Origin of the sequence: Mycobacterium sp. pUA109 (assembly GCF_041287095.1) — a bacterium.
In the GTDB taxonomy this organism is placed as follows: Bacteria; Actinomycetota; Actinomycetes; order Mycobacteriales; family Mycobacteriaceae; genus Mycobacterium.
In genome coordinates this window covers 292,145-309,136 of record NZ_JBGGKS010000004.1, presented here as the reverse complement: position 1 = coordinate 309,136, position 16,992 = coordinate 292,145, and the positions used below count along the sequence as shown (strand labels likewise).

The 16,992-nt window shown below is 72.3% G+C and carries 15 protein-coding genes; 9 read left to right on the top strand and 6 right to left on the bottom strand.

The genetic code is table 11. The features are described from left to right. Window positions 1-86: 86 nt before the first annotated feature. Entirely contained in the window at window positions 87-1,319 is a 1,233-nt protein-coding gene (locus ACAG26_RS07170; protein WP_370480668.1) for an MFS transporter, read from the bottom strand. Window positions 1,320-1,390: 71 nt separating this feature from the next. On the opposite strand from ACAG26_RS07170, the gene ACAG26_RS07165 reads away from it, so the two are divergent. Both ACAG26_RS07165 and ACAG26_RS07160 read left to right on the top strand, forming a co-directional pair. Next, complete coding sequence (locus tag ACAG26_RS07165; protein WP_370480667.1) at window positions 1,391-2,473, top strand: dihydrodipicolinate reductase; 1,083 nt, start codon at window positions 1,391-1,393, stop codon at window positions 2,471-2,473. Between the two features lie 55 nt (window positions 2,474-2,528). Further along, the gene (locus ACAG26_RS07160) at window positions 2,529-4,205 is read left to right on the top strand and encodes an Hsp70 family protein (protein WP_370480666.1); all 1,677 of its coding nucleotides are present in this window, start codon (window positions 2,529-2,531) and stop codon (window positions 4,203-4,205) included. Between the two features lie 6 nt (window positions 4,206-4,211). Here the strand turns inward: ACAG26_RS07160 and ACAG26_RS07155 are convergent, their stop codons facing one another. The 3 genes from ACAG26_RS07155 to ACAG26_RS07145 all read right to left on the bottom strand — a co-directional run bounded on the left by ACAG26_RS07155 (window position 4,212) and on the right by ACAG26_RS07145 (window position 7,123). Then, complete coding sequence (locus ACAG26_RS07155; RefSeq protein WP_370480665.1) at window positions 4,212-5,267, bottom strand: SAM-dependent methyltransferase; 1,056 nt, start codon at window positions 5,265-5,267, stop codon at window positions 4,212-4,214. Window positions 5,268-5,414: 147 nt separating this feature from the next. Further along, window positions 5,415-6,038, bottom strand: a complete 624-nt coding sequence (locus ACAG26_RS07150) for an MBL fold metallo-hydrolase (RefSeq protein WP_370480663.1) — start codon at window positions 6,036-6,038, stop codon at window positions 5,415-5,417. Then, entirely contained in the window at window positions 6,038-7,123 is a 1,086-nt protein-coding gene (locus ACAG26_RS07145) for an S-(hydroxymethyl)mycothiol dehydrogenase (RefSeq protein ID WP_370480661.1), read from the bottom strand. Before ACAG26_RS07145 ends, ACAG26_RS07150 begins: the two co-directional genes overlap by 1 nt. Before the next feature lie 78 nt (window positions 7,124-7,201). On the opposite strand from ACAG26_RS07145, the gene ACAG26_RS07140 reads away from it, so the two are divergent. The 3 genes from ACAG26_RS07140 (at window position 7,202) to ACAG26_RS07130 (ending at window position 9,764) form a co-directional block, all read left to right on the top strand. Beyond that, a complete protein-coding gene (locus ACAG26_RS07140) occupies window positions 7,202-8,278 on the top strand; it encodes an alpha/beta hydrolase (protein WP_370480660.1) in 1,077 nt (358 codons plus the stop codon). Window positions 8,279-8,289: 11 nt separating this feature from the next. Further along, window positions 8,290-9,114: a serine hydrolase domain-containing protein gene (locus ACAG26_RS07135; RefSeq protein WP_370480659.1), complete on the top strand. Its 825-nt coding sequence runs from the start codon at window positions 8,290-8,292 to the stop codon at window positions 9,112-9,114. Between the two features lie 137 nt (window positions 9,115-9,251). Further along, window positions 9,252-9,764 (top strand): DUF3145 domain-containing protein, encoded by a 513-nt coding sequence (locus ACAG26_RS07130; RefSeq protein WP_071030269.1) that lies wholly within the window; start codon window positions 9,252-9,254, stop codon window positions 9,762-9,764. An 82-nt stretch (window positions 9,765-9,846) separates the two neighbouring features. On the opposite strand, the gene ACAG26_RS07125 is transcribed toward ACAG26_RS07130, so the two are convergent. Both ACAG26_RS07125 and ACAG26_RS07120 read right to left on the bottom strand, forming a co-directional pair. Continuing rightward, entirely contained in the window at window positions 9,847-10,770 is a 924-nt protein-coding gene (locus ACAG26_RS07125; protein WP_370480656.1) for a diacylglycerol kinase, read from the bottom strand. Next, the gene (locus ACAG26_RS07120; RefSeq protein WP_370480753.1) at window positions 10,767-12,356 is read right to left on the bottom strand and encodes an FAD-binding oxidoreductase; all 1,590 of its coding nucleotides are present in this window, start codon (window positions 12,354-12,356) and stop codon (window positions 10,767-10,769) included. The genes ACAG26_RS07125 and ACAG26_RS07120 overlap by 4 nt, the downstream gene beginning before the upstream one ends. 41 nt (window positions 12,357-12,397) lie before the next feature. Here ACAG26_RS07120 and ACAG26_RS07115 point away from each other — a divergent pair, with 41 nt between their 5' ends. The 4 genes from ACAG26_RS07115 to ACAG26_RS07100 all read left to right on the top strand — a co-directional run bounded on the left by ACAG26_RS07115 (window position 12,398) and on the right by ACAG26_RS07100 (window position 16,972). Next, complete coding sequence (locus ACAG26_RS07115; protein WP_370480655.1) at window positions 12,398-12,976, top strand: TetR/AcrR family transcriptional regulator; 579 nt, start codon at window positions 12,398-12,400, stop codon at window positions 12,974-12,976. Beyond that, window positions 12,976-14,505, top strand: a complete 1,530-nt coding sequence (locus tag ACAG26_RS07110; RefSeq protein ID WP_370480654.1) for a glycerol-3-phosphate dehydrogenase/oxidase — start codon at window positions 12,976-12,978, stop codon at window positions 14,503-14,505. Before ACAG26_RS07115 ends, ACAG26_RS07110 begins: the two co-directional genes overlap by 1 nt. A gap of 136 nt (window positions 14,506-14,641) precedes the next feature. Further along, the gene (locus ACAG26_RS07105; RefSeq protein WP_370480653.1) at window positions 14,642-15,268 is read left to right on the top strand and encodes a TetR/AcrR family transcriptional regulator; all 627 of its coding nucleotides are present in this window, start codon (window positions 14,642-14,644) and stop codon (window positions 15,266-15,268) included. Window positions 15,269-15,361: 93 nt separating this feature from the next. After that, entirely contained in the window at window positions 15,362-16,972 is a 1,611-nt protein-coding gene (locus tag ACAG26_RS07100) for an FAD-dependent monooxygenase (protein ID WP_370480652.1), read from the top strand. Window positions 16,973-16,992 lie beyond the last annotated feature (20 nt).

Genomic DNA, 16,992 nt, shown 5'->3' with positions numbered 1-16,992 from the left:
GGCTCAGGGTAGCCCCGGCGTGCTGCCGTGCTTGAGATTGCGTCCCGGGCGGTAGATTCGCCACCGCCACGACCCTGGCCGCAGTCTCACCGGGCGGTGGCGGCGCGTCGGATCCGCAGCACGACCACGCCCCCGGCCAGCGCGAGCACCTGGATCGCGGCCACCGCCGCCACCACCGCGGCCGGGGACACGTCATAGAGCCACCCGGTCAGCGCGCCGCCGACCGCGGTGGCCACACCCAGCGCCGCCGCGAACACCCCGTAGGCGGTGGCCCGTCGCGGCGCCGGAACCAGGTCGGCGACCACCGCGCGCAGCGTCGACTCGGCGATCCCGACCGCCGCCCCCCACAGCAGCGCCCCGATGAGCACCGACCACACGGCGCCGGTGAACGCGAACACCGGCACCAGACCCGACACGACCGGCAGCGCGGCAAGGGTTTTGGCGCCGAACCGGTCGTAACCCCAGCCCGACACCAGGGCGGTCAGCGCGTCGACGCCCATCGCGGCGGCGTAGATCAGCGGCACCGCGGCGGCCGGCAGCACGCCGCGGATGACCATGTGAAACGACAGCAACCCGAAGGTGGCGAAGCCCGCCATGGTGACGGCGGTGAATCCGCAGTACCCCCAGAACACGGCGGGCAGCCCGTCGCGGAGCGCCGGCGGCGCAGCGGGGTCGGCGCCGGCCGGTTCGTAGCGGGCCGGATCCGGCACCCGCAGCCGCAGCCACACCAGCAGCGCCAGCGTCGCCGCGCCGGGCGCGGCCAGCGCCCCCAGCGCCGGCGCGTACTCGCCGCCGGTGACGGCCAGCACCGCGGCGACGGTGAGCGGACCGATCACCGCCCCCACCTGGTCGAGCGCTTCATGCACGGCGAAACCGCGACCCCGCCCGGTGACGCTGGCGGCGTGCGACAGCAGGGTGTCCTTGGCCGGGCTGCGCACCGCCTTGCCGACCCGCTCGGCGATCACCAACGCGGCGGCCACCCACAGCGTGCCCGCCACCCCCAGCAGCGGCACGGCGACCACGGTGAGCGCGTAGCCGGCGATGGTCCACGCCCAAAACCGTTGGGTGCGGTCGGTCAACGGCCCCGACACCAGCCGCAGCCCCAGCGCGGCGGCCTCCCCGACCCCGGTGACCACCCCGACCAGCAGTCCGCTGGCCCCCAGCGACGCCAACAGCGGCCCGGTGATCGAGCGGGCGCCCTCGTAGACGAAATCGGCGAGCAGGCTGACGACGCCGAACACCGTGACGAACCGCCACGCGCTCAACGCGGGGCCCGCGGCTGCGACCCGGCTCACCGGCGTCCGACCATGTGCACGCATTGATCGTAGAAGCCGCACCGCCCGCTTAAGGTGAAGCGCGAGCCGGGGGCCGCGACAACGGAAGGTGACGGATGTCCAACCGAATCCCCAAACGCATTGTGGTGTGGGGCACCGGCTTTGTCGGCAAGCTGGTGATCCCCGAGATCGTCAAACATCCGGAGTTCGACCTGGTGGGCGTCGGGGTGTCCAACCCGGACAAGGTCGGCCGCGACGTGGGCGAGATCTGCGGGCTGGCGCCGGTGGGCCTTGCCGCCACCGACGACGTCGACGCGCTGATCGCGCTGGAGCCGGACGCGCTGGTGCACTACGGCCCGACCGCCGCGCACGCCGAGGACAACATCGCGCTGATCACCCGGTTCCTGCGGGCGGGCATCGACGTGTGCTCGACGGCGATGACGCCGTGGGTGTGGCCGACGATGCACCTGAACCCGCCGCATTGGATCGAGCCGATCACGGCGGCCTGCGAGCTGGGCGAGTCGTCGTGCTTCACCACCGGCATCGACCCCGGCTTCGCCAACGACCTGTTCCCGATGACGCTGATGGGGGTGTGCGCCGAGGTGCAGCGGGTGCGCGCCTCCGAACTGCTGGACTACACCAACTACACCGGCGACTACGAAACCGAGATGGGCATCGGCCGCGCACCCGAATTCCGGGCGGTGCTGGAACACCCCGACGTGCTGATCTTCGCGTGGGGTGCGACGGTGCCGATGATCGCGCACGCCGCCGGCATCATGCTCGACGAGATCACCACCACCTGGGACAAATGGGTGACGCCCACCGAGCGCACCACCGCCAAAGGGGTCATCGCGCCGGGACAGGTCGCCGCGGTGCGGTTCACCATCAACGGCGTCTATCGGGGCCAGACCCGCATCCAGCTCGAGCACGTCAACCGGATCGGGCACGACGCCGCCCCGGACTGGCCGTCGGGCAACCAGGACGACGTGTACCGCGTTGAGATCGACGGCACCCCCAGCATCGTCCAGGAGACCGCGTTCCGGTTCACCGACGGCTCCGGGCGTGACGCCGCCACCGCCGGCTGCCTGGCCACCGGGATGCGGGCGCTCAATGCGGTGCCCGCGGTCAACGCCCTGTCACCGGGCTGGGTCACCGCCCTCGACCTGCCGCTGATCGCCGGTAGCGGCACAATTCGCTGAACACCGGTGCCGCTACATTGAGCACCGCAGCACGACGGCTGGGGGAGTACACGAGATGGCGCAGCCAGCACGGCCGGGGCTCGGCCTGTCGGTGGGGGCCACCAACCTGGCCGCCGTCACCGCCGACAGCACGCTGACCCGTCGCCCGGTGCTGACCCTGTATCGGCACCGCCGCTCCGAGGTGGGGGTGCCGGCCGAAAACCCCGGGCTGGCCGAGCCCGGTTTGGTGATCACCGATTTCGTCAACCGGGTCGGCGACCCAGCCGGGGTGGTGGCCACCGACGGGTCGGTGCACCGGGCCCAGGATCTGCTGGCCGACGGGCTGCGCGCGCTCGGCTACGCCGCGACCGGGGGACGCCCGCCGCCGGACGCGGTGGCGGTGACCCATCCGGCGCACTGGTCGGCGGCGGCGTCCGACGCGCTACGCCAGGCGCTGCGCCGGGTGCCGGAATGGTCGCGCGGTCCGCTGCTGGTCTCCGATGCGGCCGCGGCGCTGACCGCGCTACAGGCCAGCCCGGGGGTGCCGACGCGGGGGGTGGTCGCGGTGTGCGATTTCGGCGGCACCGGCAGCAGCATCACCCTGGCCGACGCCGCCAACGGGTATCAGCCGATCGGTGCCACCGTGCGTCACACCGATTTCTCCGGCGACCTCATCGACCAGGCGCTGCTGACCCACGTGCTGACCGAGCTGAACGCCAGTGGCTCGTTCGGGGTGTCGGCCACCTCGTCGATCGGGTCGCTGGCCCGGCTGCGGGCCCAGTGCCGCGCGGCCAAAGAGCAGCTCTCGGTGCACACCACCAACGGGCTGGGCGTCGACTTGTCCGGGTTCCGCGGCGAGATCCCGCTGACCCGGGACACGCTCGACGACGTGATCCGCCAACCGCTGGACATGTTCCTGGCCTCGATGCGAGGCGCGTTGGACGGCAACGGGGTTGGCGCCGACCTGGTGGCCGTCGCCGCGGTCGGCGGCGGGGCGAACATCCCGGGCATCGCCAGCCGGCTCTCGCAGCAGTTCGGGGTGCCGGTCATCACCACGCCGCGGCCGCACCTGGCGGCGGCGCTGGGCGCGGCGTTGCTGGCCGGCCGCGGTGCGACCGACGACGGGCAGACCACGTTGGCTCCGACCGTGGCCGGGGTGGCGCCGGTCGCCCCCACCGCGGCGGCGGAGCTGCCGCCGCCGCCCGGCGTCCCGCCCGCGCTGGCGTGGTCGGAGTCCGACGACGCCGCCGAAGCCGTGCCGGTCGATGATGCGTCTCCCGCGCCGGAGGTCGCAGACGCCGCCGTCGCCGCACCGGCCACCGAGCCCCGGCCGCCGCGGCGGCGCCGGGTGGCCATGGTGGCCGGCGCGGGTCTGGCCGTTTTGGCCGTCGGCGCCGCGATCATGCTGCTGATCCGGCACGGCTCCCTGGAAGGACCCGTGACGCCCAGCGTGACGACGCCGGCGCTCACCACGACGCGGGAAACCACCACGGCGCCAACCACACCCGCCGCACCGACGACCACGGCGACGCAGGCGCCGCCGGCGGTGACCACCACGACCGTCGAACCGACCACCACCACCACGACCACGACCACGACCACCACCACGACCACGACCACGACCACGCCGCCCACGACCACCACGACGCCGCCGATGACCACGACCACGACGGTCACCGAGTCGACATCGAGTCAGCCCGCCGAGATTCCGCACATCCCGGGGTTTCCGGGGCCGGGGCCGGGGCTTCCGTAACCGGGATCAGGCCGGCCCGCCGCGCTTGACCAGCACCACCACCGCCAACGGAATCCGCATCGGTTCGGGCTTGCTGGCCAGGTGCGCCGCGACGCCGCCCTCCAGGTGGGCGGCGAAATCCTCGGCGCGCGGATCGGTCCGCCCGCCGTCGAGCGCGCCGGCCAGGGTCGGGAACGCCGAGAGCCGGGTGAACGCCGCCCACCGCGCGCCGAACCTGGCGGCGTCGTGATCGGCCGCATAGTCGGCCCAGAACGGATCGTCGGCCTCGAAAATCTCCAGCTGCTCGATCGAGCAGCCCTCGAACCGATCGCTCGGGGCGAACGGGGCGCGAAAGTCCTTCTCGCTGCGGGCGAAAATCGGGATCGTCATCCGCCGCGCCTCCTCGGCGCCCAGCAGCCCGTCGCGGACCTGATCACCCAGCGTCGCGGCGATCGCGTCGAACAACGGCCGGTAGCCGAACTCGCCGTCTTCACCGACCGCCATGGTCAACACCGTCAGCCGCCCGCCCGGACCTAACTCGCGGCCGCGAAACGCCACGAAATCATGCCAGTCCTGGGCGGCCTGCCGGGCGTAGGCCGCCCGGGCGGTGTCGTCGGCGCTGTAGGCGCTCAGCACGTGGTCGGGGATCTCCGGCAGCTCGGCGGCGGGCCGGCTCAGCCACATGGTCGCCCACGACGTCCAGCCCAGCGTGACGCTTTTCGACGGCAGAATCTGCCCGTAGAACGACCGGCCGATCGCGGCGGGAAAGCTGGCCGAATCGGTGTGCAGGTAGCTGTCCGGGTCGTCGGCCAGCGTGCTGAACAGGTCGGTGAAGTCGTTGTGCGGCGCGTCGGTGTGGGCCACCAGCACCGCGTGCTCGTGGCGGGTGCGCCGGCGGATCACCGTGATCGCCGCGCCCAGCGGCAACAACGCGTTGCGCCCGTCGGCCGCACCGTAGTCGGCCAGCACGATCGGCTGCGGCGGGTCGGGCAGCGGCACCGCCTCGGCGGCCCGCTCGAACGCCGCGATGGCCCGCCGCAGGCCGGGGGGCTGCGGTCGGACCACGATGCTCGATTCCCCCATGTGCATCTCCCCAGCGGCGGACGGTGCGTGTCGGATCCGACGCTAGTACGCGACCGGTCCCGCCGCGAGCGTGCGCAGTTGTACGCCGAAACCGCCGCAAACTGGCATTCTGCGCACGCTCGCGGCGAAGGAAGGCCGGCTAAAAGGCTAGTGGCCGCGGGCTACCCAGTCGTCGTAGTGCACGATCTCGTCGCCGATCTTGGTGGTGTCGCCGTGGCCGGTGTAGACCACGGTGTCGGCCGGCAGCTTGCCCAGCCGCTGCGAGATCGACGCCAGGATCGTCGGGAAATCCGAATACGAGCGTCCGGTGGCGCCGGGCCCGCCCTGGAAAAGGGTGTCGCCGCTGAACACCGCGCCCAACTCGGGGGCGTACCAGCACACCGAGCCGGGGGAGTGTCCCGGCGTGTGCAGCGCCTGCAGCTCCAGGCCGCCGACGGCCAGCGTGTCGCCGTCGTCGACGGCCCGAAAGTCCTTGTCCGGATGGGTCATCCGCCACAGTACGTCGTCACCCGGGTGCAGCAGCACCGGCGCGTCCAGCTGGGCGGCTAATTGCGGGGCCACCGTGACGTGGTCGTTGTGGCCGTGGGTACATACCACCGCCACCACGTTGCGTCCGCGCACCGCGGCCACGATCGGGGCCGCGTCGTGGGCGGCGTCGAACACCACCACGTCGGAGTCGTCGCCGACGACCCAGATGTTGTTGTCGACTTCCCAACTGCCGCCGTCGAGTTCGAAGGTGCCGTGGGTGACCACCCGTTCGATCGCGGCCATTACAGCACCACCACCGAGCGCAGCACCTGCCCGCCGTGCATCTTTGAAAAGGCGTCCTCGATCGCGTCGAGCCCGATGCGTTCGGTGACGAAGCGCTCCAGCGGCAGCCGGCCCTGCAGATACAGGCTGATCAGGGTGGGGAAGTCGCGTTCGGGCAGGCAGTCGCCGTACCACGACGACTTCAGCGCCCCGCCGCGGGAGAAGAAGTCGATCAGCGGCATGTCGAGGCGCATGTCCGGGGTGGGCACCCCGACCAGCACCACGGTGCCGGCCAGATCCCGGGCGTAGAACGCCTGCTGCCAGGTTTCCGGGCGGCCGACCGCGTCGATCACCACGTCGGCGCCGAAGCCGTCGGTGAGGTCCTGGATCGTCTCGACCGGGTCGAGGTCGCGGGCGTTGATGGTGTGGGTGGCGCCAAAGTCGCGGGCCCAGTTCAGTTTCGTGTTGTCGGTGTCGACGGCGATGATCCGCTTGGCGCCGACCAGCGCCGCACCGGCGATCGCGGCGTCCCCGACGCCGCCGCAGCCGATCACCGCCACGGTGTCGTCCCGGGTGACGCCGCCGGTGTTGATCGCCGCGCCGAGGCCGGCCATCACCCCGCAGCCCAGCAGCCCGGCGACCGCCGGGTCGGCGTCCGGGTCGACCTTGGTGCACTGGCCCTCGTGCACCAGCGTCTTGTCGGCGAACGCGCCGATGCCCAGCGCCGGGGTCAGCGCGGTGCCGTCGGTCAGCGTCATCGGTGTCGACGCGTTGAAGGTGTCGAAGCAGTACTGCGGCCGGCCGCGTTTGCAGGCCCGGCACTGCCCGCACACCGCGCGCCAGTTCAGCACCACGAAATCGCCGGGGGCCACGGCGGTGACCGCCGACCCCACCGTTTCGACGGTGCCGGCGGCCTCATGGCCGAGCAAAAACGGGTATTCGTCGTTGATGCCGCCCTCGCGGTAGGTCAGGTCGGTGTGGCACACCCCGCAGGCGGTCACCTTGACCACGACGTCGTTGGGGCCCGGATCGGGGATGATGATGTCCACCAGTTCGACCGGGTCGCCTTTTTTCCGGGAAATCACGCCGCGCACTGTCTGACTCATGGGTTACAACCTAGCGCTTGCTTGGCACGTGCGGGCGTTAGGCTGCACCGCAATGGCTCCTATGTCGCGGCGGCCCCGATGAGACCGCGGCGGCCGCTGCCGAGGCTGCTGGAGACGGTGCTGCTCGCAACGGTCATCGCGGGCTGCAGCGCGCCGGTCCCGGAGCCCTCGCGCCCGGCGGCGTCGTGGACCGAGGATCCGGTCACGTTCGGAGTGGGGGACATGACGGTGTACGGCACGTGGCGGCACCCGGTCGGGCCCGGCGCGGCGGTGCCGGCGGCGCTGCTGATCGCCGGCAGCGGACCCACCGACCGCGACGGCAACTCCGCGGTGCTGCCGGGCGCCCTGGACACGCTGCGCAACACCGCGCAGGCGTTGTCCGACGACGGGGTGGCCAGCCTGCGCTACGACAAACTCGGCACCGGACAGACCGGCCTGGGCCGCTACGCCCGCGACCCGGCGGCCATCGACATGGCGGTGTTCGACGACGAGGCCAGCGCCGCGCTGACCTTCCTGGCTCACCGCCCCGGCGTCGACCCGACCCGGGTGATGGTGCTGGGCCACAGCGAGGGCGCCCTGTACGCGCTGCGGCTGGCCACCGCGGCGCCGGGCAGCGCGCCACCGGTGCGGGCGCTGGCCCTGGTGGAGCCGGCCAGCCTCCGCATCCTGGACCAGGTGTCCGCGCAGGCCCACGCCCAGGCTGACGCCGCCGTGCGGGCCGGCCAGCTCACCGCGGAGCAGGCCGCCGCCAGCGCCGCGGCCATCGACCGGGCGATCCAGCAGTTCCGCGCCACCGGGCAGGTCCCGCCCGACCTGCCGGCCGGCCTGCGGCCGGTGATCAATCCGGTCAACGCTCGGGCGCTGGCCCAAGAAGACGCCGTCGACCCGGCGGCGCTGGCCGCCGCGTTGCCTCGGGGCATGCCGGTGCTGGTCAGCTGCAGCGACGCCGACATCCAGATCAGCTGCGGTGACGTCGACCGGCTGATGGCCGGGCTGACCCGCGCCGGCGCCCGAACCGACCACGTGCGGCTGACCGGCGTGGATCACGTCCTCAAGGAGGACCCCGGCAAGACGATGGCCAACTACGCGCAGCCGCTGCCGTTTTCGGCCGAGTTCACCGCCGCCCTGGCGGCGTTTTGCCGCGGCGCGCTCTAAGCTCGTCGGCGATGACTGCCCTGGACCTGCTTGGTGAGTGGCCGGTGCCCCACGCGGCGGCCGCCGTCATCGGAACCGACGGCGTGTTGGCCCGCCACGGCGACACCGACCGGCCGTTCCCGCTGGCGTCGGTGACCAAACCGCTGGTGGCGCGGGCGGTGCAGGTCGCCGTCGAGGAGGGCGCGATCGAGCTGGCCGAGGAGGCCGGCCCGCCCGGCGCGACCGTGCGGCACCTGCTGGCGCACACCTCCGGGCTGGCCATGCTCTCCGCTCAGGTGTTGGCCAAACCCGGCACCCGGCGGATCTACTCCAACTACGGGTTCGCGGTGCTGGCGCAGGCGGTGCAGGAGGCGTCGGGCATCGCGTTCGAGCGGTATCTGACCGAGGCGATCTGCGAACCGCTGGGCATGACCGCCACCCGGCTCGACGGCGGCGCGCCGGCGGCCGGGTTTGGGGTGACCTCGACGGTGGCCGACCTGGCGGTGTTCGCCGCCGACCTGCTGCGCCCGGTGACGGTGTCGGCGCCGATGCACGCCGAGGCGATCACCGTGCAATTCCCCGGCCTGGCCGGGGTGCTGCCCGGCTACGGGGTGCAACGGCCCAACGACTGGGGGCTGGGCTTCGAGATCAAGGGCGGCAAAGCGCCGCACTGGACCGGGTCGAGAAACTCGCCGCGCACCTTCGGGCATTTCGGCCAGTCGGGCACCCTGATCTGGGCCGATCCGGACCGGGCGCTGGCCCTGGTGGTGCTCACCGACCGCGATTTCGGCGACTGGGCGGTGCCGCTGTGGCCCGCGCTGGCCGACGCGGTGATTTCCGAGCACCGCGCAGACTAGCGCAACAGGGGTATCACAAGGCACAATAGACACGCACGACTCACAACTTGACATGAGCGCACGGCAGCATCAGCGCTGTACTCCGGTTCACCAGGCCGTTGGGGAAGACGTCCCTCGTGGAGCCGAAGGAGCAGCAGATGCGTGCGTCGAACCAATTCGCCGACGCGGCCACCGGCGTGGTGTATGTCCACGCCTCACCCGCGGCGGTGTGCCCACACGTCGAGTGGGCGTTGTCGTCGACCCTGCAAGCGACGGCGAACCTCAAGTGGACCCCGCAGCCGGCGATGCCCGGGCAGCTGCGGGCGGTGACCAACTGGGTCGGGCCGGTGGGCACCGGCGCCCGGCTGGCCAACGCGCTGCGGTCCTGGTCGGTGCTGCGGTTTGAGATCACCGAGGACCCCAGCGCCGGCGTCGACGGCCAGCGGTTCTGCCACACCCCGCAGCTGGGGCTGTGGCACGGGGCGATGAGCGCCAACGGCGACACCATGGTCGGCGAGATGCGGCTGCGCGCGATGATGGCCGCCGGCGCCGACGCGTTGGCCGCCGAACTGGATTCGGTGCTGGGCACCGCCTGGGATGACGCGCTGGAAGCCTTCCGCGACGGCGGCGACGGCGCCGAAGTCTCCTGGCTCAGCCGCGGGGTGGGCTAGTACCTGGCCGCTCCGCGCGTTCGTGACTGTGCGATCTCATACGCCCGGGCGGCGTAAAGCGTATGACATTGCACAGTCGGCGTCAGTGCGGGCGCAGCACCCGCAGGGCGGCCGGCACCGCGGCGATCTCCGCGGGCAGCGCGCAGGCGTATTCGCCGTCGGCGTAGGCGGTGATGCCCGGAGAGTCCACCGCCACCGTGTGCGCCCGGGCGGTGGTCACCTCGTCCAGGTCGACGTGGCTGCCGGTGAACACGGTGGGGAACAGCCGGATCAGCTTGGTGCGCGACGCCGAATGCACCATGGTGATGTCGAGTAGCCCGTCGGCGTGGTCGGCGTGCGGGCAGATCCGCATGCCGCCGCCGTAGCTGCGGGTGTTGCCGAACGCCGCCAGGGTGAGGTCGGTGACGATCTCATCGCGCCCGTCGAGCACCAGCCGAAACGGCAGCAGCCGCAGCTGCGACAGCTCGGCCAGGATCGCCAGGTTGTAGCGCATCCGCCCACGCGGCCAACGCATCCGGTTGGTGCGGTCGCTGACCAGGGAGTCGAATCCGGTGGCCACCACGGTGCCGAACCATTTCCGGGTGCCGTCGGCGGCGGTAATCCGGCCCAGGTCCACCGTTTCGGTCCAGCCGTCGGCGACGATATCGGCGGCGGCCGCCGGAGCGCCGGTGGGCAGCCCGAATTCGCGGGCGTGGTCGTTGCCGGTGCCGGCCGCCACGATGCCCAGCGGAACGTCGGTGCCCGCCAACGCCTGCAGCGCCTCGGAGATCACCCCGTCGCCGCCGGCCACCACCAGGGCGTCGGTGCCCTTGTCGAGTTCGGCGTCCAGCAGCCGACGGGCGTGCTGCGCGTCGGCGCCGACGATTTCGACGGTGTCCACACCGCGGCGCTGCAATTGGGCGATCGCGGCTTGGGCGGCGTGCGGCGCGTTGCCGTGCCCGGAGGCCGGGTTGGTCAGCACGGTGACCCGGCCGATCTCGCGGCGGTGCAGCGGCCCAGGTGTCACGGGATCAGCTTGCCGGGGTTGAGGATTCCGGCCGGATCCAGCGTCGCCTTGACCGCCCGCAGCACCTGCACCCCCAGCTCGCCGATCTCGGCGCCCATCCAGGGCCGGTGGTCGACGCCGACCGCGTGGTGGTGGGTAATCGTGCCGCCGGCGGCCATGATCGCCTCCGACGCCGCGGTTTTGGCGGCGCGCCACTGCGCGATCGGGTTGCCGCGCTGCCCGGCGACGACGGTGAAATACAGCGACGCGCCGGTGGGGTAGACGTGCGAGATGTGGCACAGCACCAGCGCCGGGGTGCCCGATGCGCCCAGCTCGGCGGTCAGCGCCTCGGTCACCGCGGCCTTGAGCGCGGGGATGTTGGACCAGTCGGTGGCGGTCTCCAGCGTCTCGCACAGCGCGCCGGCGGCCAGCAGCGAATCCCGCAGGTACGGCGCGGAAAACCGGCCGTGCTCCCAGGCCCGGGCCGGGTCTTCGCCCAGCGAGGTGCCGCCGTGGGCGGCCAGCACCGCCCGGGTCTCGGCGTGCCGGGTCTCGGCGTGCGCGGCGGTGCCCTCGAACACCGTGATCGCCAGGCAGCCGCCGGTGATCTGTTGTTCGCCGATCGCGCCGGTGGTGGCCAGGTTCACGCCGGTCTCGGCCTCATCGGAGAGCCGGATGACCGTCGGGCCGGTGCCGGTCTGGGTGACCGCGCGCAGCGCCGCGGCGCCGGTGGCGAAATCCGGGAACGACCACGCCTCATAGCGGGTGGCCTCCGGGGCGGGATGCACCCGCAGCCGCACCCGGGTGATGACGCCGAAGACGCCTTCGGACCCGATCAGCAGCTCCCGCAGGTCCGGGCCGGCCGCCGAGGCCGGGGCGCGGCCCACGTCGAGCACACCGGCCGGGGTGATCGCGCGCAGCCCGCGGATCATGTCGTCGAACCGGCCGTAGCCGGCCGAATCCTGGCCCGAGGAGCGGGTGGCGGCGAACCCGCCCAGGGTGGCGAACTGGAAGCTCTGCGGGAAATGGCCCAGCGAGAGGCCGTGCTCGGCCAGCAGCCGTTCGGCGGCCGGCCCGGTGACGCCGGCGCCGAACTCGGCCACCCGCGACACCGCGTCGACGGCCAGCAGCTGGTCGAAGCGGCGCAGGTCCAACGCGACCACGGCGTCGAACGCGCCGCGCACCGGGTCAAGCCCGCCGACCACGCTGGTGCCGCCGCCGAACGGGATGACGGCGATGCGGTGCCGACCGCAGTAGTCCAGGATCGCCGCGACCTGGTCCTCGCCATCAGGGCCGCCGGGCAGCAGCACCACGTCGGGGGCGTCCTGCACGCCGGGGTCCTTGCGCCGCAACAGATCCAGGGTGGATTTGCCGCCGGCGTGCAGCAGCCGGTCGCGGTCGTCGACCCGGCACTGCCCGGCGCCGACGATCGCGGCCAGCGCCTGGCGGTCGGGGTCGGCCAGCGTGCTGGGGCGCAGCCGCACCTGGTCGGGGCCGCGCTCGACCGCGGCGGCTTCCGACACGCCGAGCGCCTGTTTGAGCAGCGACCGGATGCCGTCGGACAGGGGGGTGGCCTCGGCCGGGTCGCCCCAGGCGTCCCACTTCATCGGCGGCAGCAGCGCATCAGACATGCGTTACAGTATTACACGTGGTGTCAATCAGTAATGACCCGTCGGTGGATATCGGCGACCGGATCCTGGCCGCCGCCGCCAGCTGCGTGACCGCCTTCGGGGTCGAGCGGGTCACGCTGGCCGAGATCGCGCGGCGGGCCGGGGTCAGCCGACCCACCGTCTACCGCCGCTGGCCGGACACCCGCTCGGTGCTGGCGGCGCTGCTGACGGCGCGGATCACCGGGGTGCTCGACGAGGTGCCGGCCCGCGGGGAAGACCGGGAGGCGCTGGTGGACCGGGTGGTGGCGCTGGCCCAGCGGTTGCGAGCCGACGACCTGATCTCGGCGGTGCTGCGCTCGGCCCCGGAGCTGGCGATGGTCTACATCGCCGACCGGCTGGGCACCAGCCAGCAGATCCTGATCGACGCGCTAGCCGCCGATCTGCGGGTGGCGCAGCGGCACGGCAGCGTGCGCGCCGGCGACCCGCGCCGGCTGGCCGCGATGTGCCTGCTGATCACCCAGTCCACCATCCAGTCGGCCCAGATCGTCGCCCCGATCCTCGACGGCGACGCGCTGGCCGCCGAACTGCAGTACGCGTTGAACGGATACCTGTCCTGATGTCGGATGCCAACGCGCTCAACGCCACCCGCCGCACCGTCGAACTGATGGCGCTGGCCGACCGCGACCCGGTCGATGTGGTGGTGATCGGCGGCGGCATCACCGGCGCCGGGGTGGCCCTGGACGCGGTGACCCGCGGCCTGCGGGTGGTGTTGGTGGAAAAGCACGACCTGGCGTTCGGCACCAGCCGGTGGAGTTCGAAGCTGGTGCACGGCGGCCTGCGCTACCTGGCCACCGGCAATGTCGGCATCGCCCGGCGCAGCGCCGTGGAACGCGGCCTGCTGATGACCCGCAACGCCCCGCACCTGGTGCGCGCCATGCCGCAACTGGTGCCGCTGCTGGCGTCGATGGGCCGCGGGCAGCGGGCGCTGGTGCGCGCCGGGTTCGTCGCCGGCGACGTGCTGCGCCGGCTGGCCGGTACGCCGAGCGCGATCTTGCCCGGCTCGCGCCGGATCCCGCCGGACCGCGTCGTGGACCTGGCGCCCACCGTGCGCTGCGACGGCCTCGACGGCGGGCTGCTGGCCTACGACGGCCAACTGATCGACGACGCCCGGCTGGTCGCCGCGGTCGCGCGGACCGCGGCGTCCTACGGCGCCCGGATCCTGACCTACGTGGCGGCCTCGCAGGTCACCGGCACGTCGGTGCGGCTGACCGACCAGCGGTCCGGGGAGTCCTTCGACGTGTCGGCGCGCGCGGTGATCAACGCGACCGGGGTGTGGGCCGGCGAGATCGACCCGGCGCTGATGTTGCGGCCCAGCCGCGGAACCCATCTGGTGTTCGCCGCCGAGGCGTTCGGCAATCCCACCGCGGCGCTGACCGTGCCGATCCCCGGGGAGCTCAACCGGTTCGTGTTCGCCATGCCCGAACAGCTCGGCCGGGTGTACCTGGGCCTCACCGACGAGGAAGCGCCTGGACCGATTCCCGATGTGCCGCAACCATCTTCGGCGGAGACCGCGTTCCTGCTGGACACGGTGAACACCGCGCTGGGCACCGCGCTGAGCGCGGCCGACGTGATCGGGTCCTACGCGGGGCTGCGGCCGCTGATCGACACCGGGGAGGGCCGCACCGCCGATGTGTCCCGCGAGCATGCCGTGGTCGAGTCGGAGTCGGGGGTGCTCAGCGTGATCGGCGGCAAGCTGACCGAATACCGGTACATGGCCGAGGATGTGCTGGACCGGGCGGTGGCGGCGCGGGGGCTGAGCGCCGGCGGCTGCCGCACCCGGGATCTGCCGCTGGTGGGCGCCCTGTCCAATCCGGGCACCGGCACACCGTTGACGACCGGTCTGCCCGCGTCGCTGGTGGCGCGCTACGGCGCGGAGGCGGGCAATGTGGTGGCCACCGCCACGTGTGAGCGCCCGAGTGACCCGGTGGCCGAGGGGATCGACGTGATCCGGGCCGAGTTCGAGTACGCGGTCACCCACGAGGGCGCACTGGACGTCGACGACATCCTGGATCGCCGCACCCGGATCGGGCTGGTGCCCGCCGACCGCGACCGGGTAGTGGCGGTGGCCCAGGAGTTCCTGAGCTAGGTCACCTTTCTGCCGCGAGCGTGCGTGTCCCCGGTCGACACACCGGGCCGGTAGCCGTTTCTACGCACGCTCGCGGGGGACGACCACGTACATTAGAACGGAACTATATCGTGTCGTTGGGACGGATGGGCAGGCCTTGGCGAAAGAGAACACAGCGGCCGGGCCGCGCCGCAGCCGCGGGCGGCTGGATCGGTCCCGCGACGCGGTCATCCTCGACGCGGCGCTGGCCGGGGTGGCCGAGCACGGCTATGACCGGGTGAGCATGGACGACATCGCGTCGCGGGCTCGGGTCGGGAAGGCGGCGATCTATCGGCGCTGGTCCTCGAAGGCCGAGGTGGTCGCCGATGCGATCGCGCACTGGCGGCGGGGGTTGGGGCCGGTGGAGGCGCCGAACACCGGCAGCCTGCGCGGCGATCTCGACGCCGTGGTCGACATGGTCCCTGACCTGGACGAAGCCGATCTGGGCACCATGGCGGTGATCGTCGGCGTGGCGACGGCGGCCATGCACAACCCGGTGTTGGCGGCCGCCTTGGATGACCTTGTTTTGTCCCGGCCCCGCCACACGATCCGGGTGATCCTGGACCGCGCTGTCGCGCGCGGGGAGGTGCCCGCGGATCGCGACCTGACGCTGGTTCCCGACGTCGCCTTGGGCCTCAACGTGCTGCGGATCATGACTGGGCGCCCGCTGGATCGGGTCTTCGTGCGGCGCGTCCTCGAGGACGTCATCGTGCCGCTAGCGACCGCTCCGGGTCGGTCTGACTGAACTCCTTGTGCAAACCCCCGTTCGGTGCCAAGCTGGCAACCAAACGGAACTAGATAGTTCCGTATCGGCACCGGTACGGCAAGGGAGGTCACCATGAGCGTCAATCGTGTCCCAGTGCTCATCGTCGGCGCGGGCGCCGCCGGCCTGGCCACCTCCGCGCTGCTCGCCCAGCACGGCGTGCGGTCGCTGCTGGTGGAGAAGCGACGCGAGGTGTTCATCTACCCCAAAGCCCGCAACCTGAGTTTTCGTAGCCTGGAGATCCTGCGCGGGCTGGGGCTGCGCGACGACGTCCACGCGGTCGCCGAACACGTCAGCGACCTGGTGGTCAAGCCCGCACTCAACAGCCCCGACGAAAAACCGGCGCTGGATGTGGACGCCATCTTCGCCGGATTGGCCGGGCTGAGCCCCGAACCGGCCGCCAGCTACTGCCCCCAGAGCAAGCTGGAGCCGATCCTGCTGGCCGACACCCGACGGCGCGGCAGCCAGGTGCGTTACGGGTGGGAGGTGATTTCGCTCGAGCAGGACGACACCGGTGTCACTGCGGTCATCCGGGAGCAGGCGACGGGCAACACCGAGACGCACCGCGCCGACTACCTCGTCGCCGCCGACGGCGTGCACAGCCCGACCCGCGCCACGCTGGGCATCACCACCGCCGGGTCCGGTGCCTGGCCGCTGTTTGTGGTCTTCGTCTACTTTCGGGCGCCGTGGCGAAAATTCGTGCCGCACTTGGGCGACGGCGACGCCGTGCAGGTCAAGAACCCAGAGGTGGACGGCTTGTTTCTGGTCGCCCAGGGTGATCTTGGGATGTTCGCCACCACCTACTTCCCCCGCCACGGCGAGACCGCCGCACAATTCACCCCGCAGCGGTGCCGCGAGCTGATCCGCGCCGCCGTCGGCGAGCCGATCGACGTGGAGATCATCGAAGTGGCGCCCTGGCAGCCCTATGAGCAGGTGGCCGACCAATTGCGGTGCGGGCGGGTCTTTTTCGTTGGCGACGCGGCGCACACCATGCCCCCGTTCAAAGCCGGGGGAGCCAATGTCGCCATCCAGAGCGCGCACAACTTGGCCTGGAAGCTGGCGGCGGTCCTGAACGGGACGGCCCAACCGGCGCTGCTTTCGACGTACCATGCCGAGCGGCACCCGGTCGGTCGGTTTTCCGCGCGGCAGTCGTGTACCGGTCCGCAATTGGACCTGCTGCGCTTCGACGACGCCAGCGTGCGGTTGCCAGCCGAGGAGGAGTGCGCCATCTTCGCGCTGCTGCTCGGCTACCGATACCGCTCGGCGGCGGTGCTGACCGACGACCCGGTCCCGGCCGACCCGGACGCCGTGGCCCTGGTGGACGAACTGCGCGGCCAGCCCGGTACCCGGGTGCCGCACGCCTGGGTGCAGCGCGTGGGGAAGCGCGTGTCGACCCTCGATCTCGTCGGTCCCGGCTTCACCGTGCTCACCGGGAGGGGCGGGGAGCGGTGGCGCGATGCCGCGACGTCGGTGTCGGCCGCGTTGGGCGTGCCGATCACCGTGCACGGCATCGGCGTCGACGTCGCCGACCCCGACGGCGGGTGGGCCGCGGTCACCGGGCTGGCACCCGGCGGGGCGCTGTTGGTCCGCCCCGACGATTTCGTCGGCTGGCGGGCCGACGCGCTGCCGGCCGACCCCGACGGGGAACTGCACCGGGCCCTGTCGGCCATCCTGGCCCGAACCTGACCGGCCGGCGGCCCGATGTC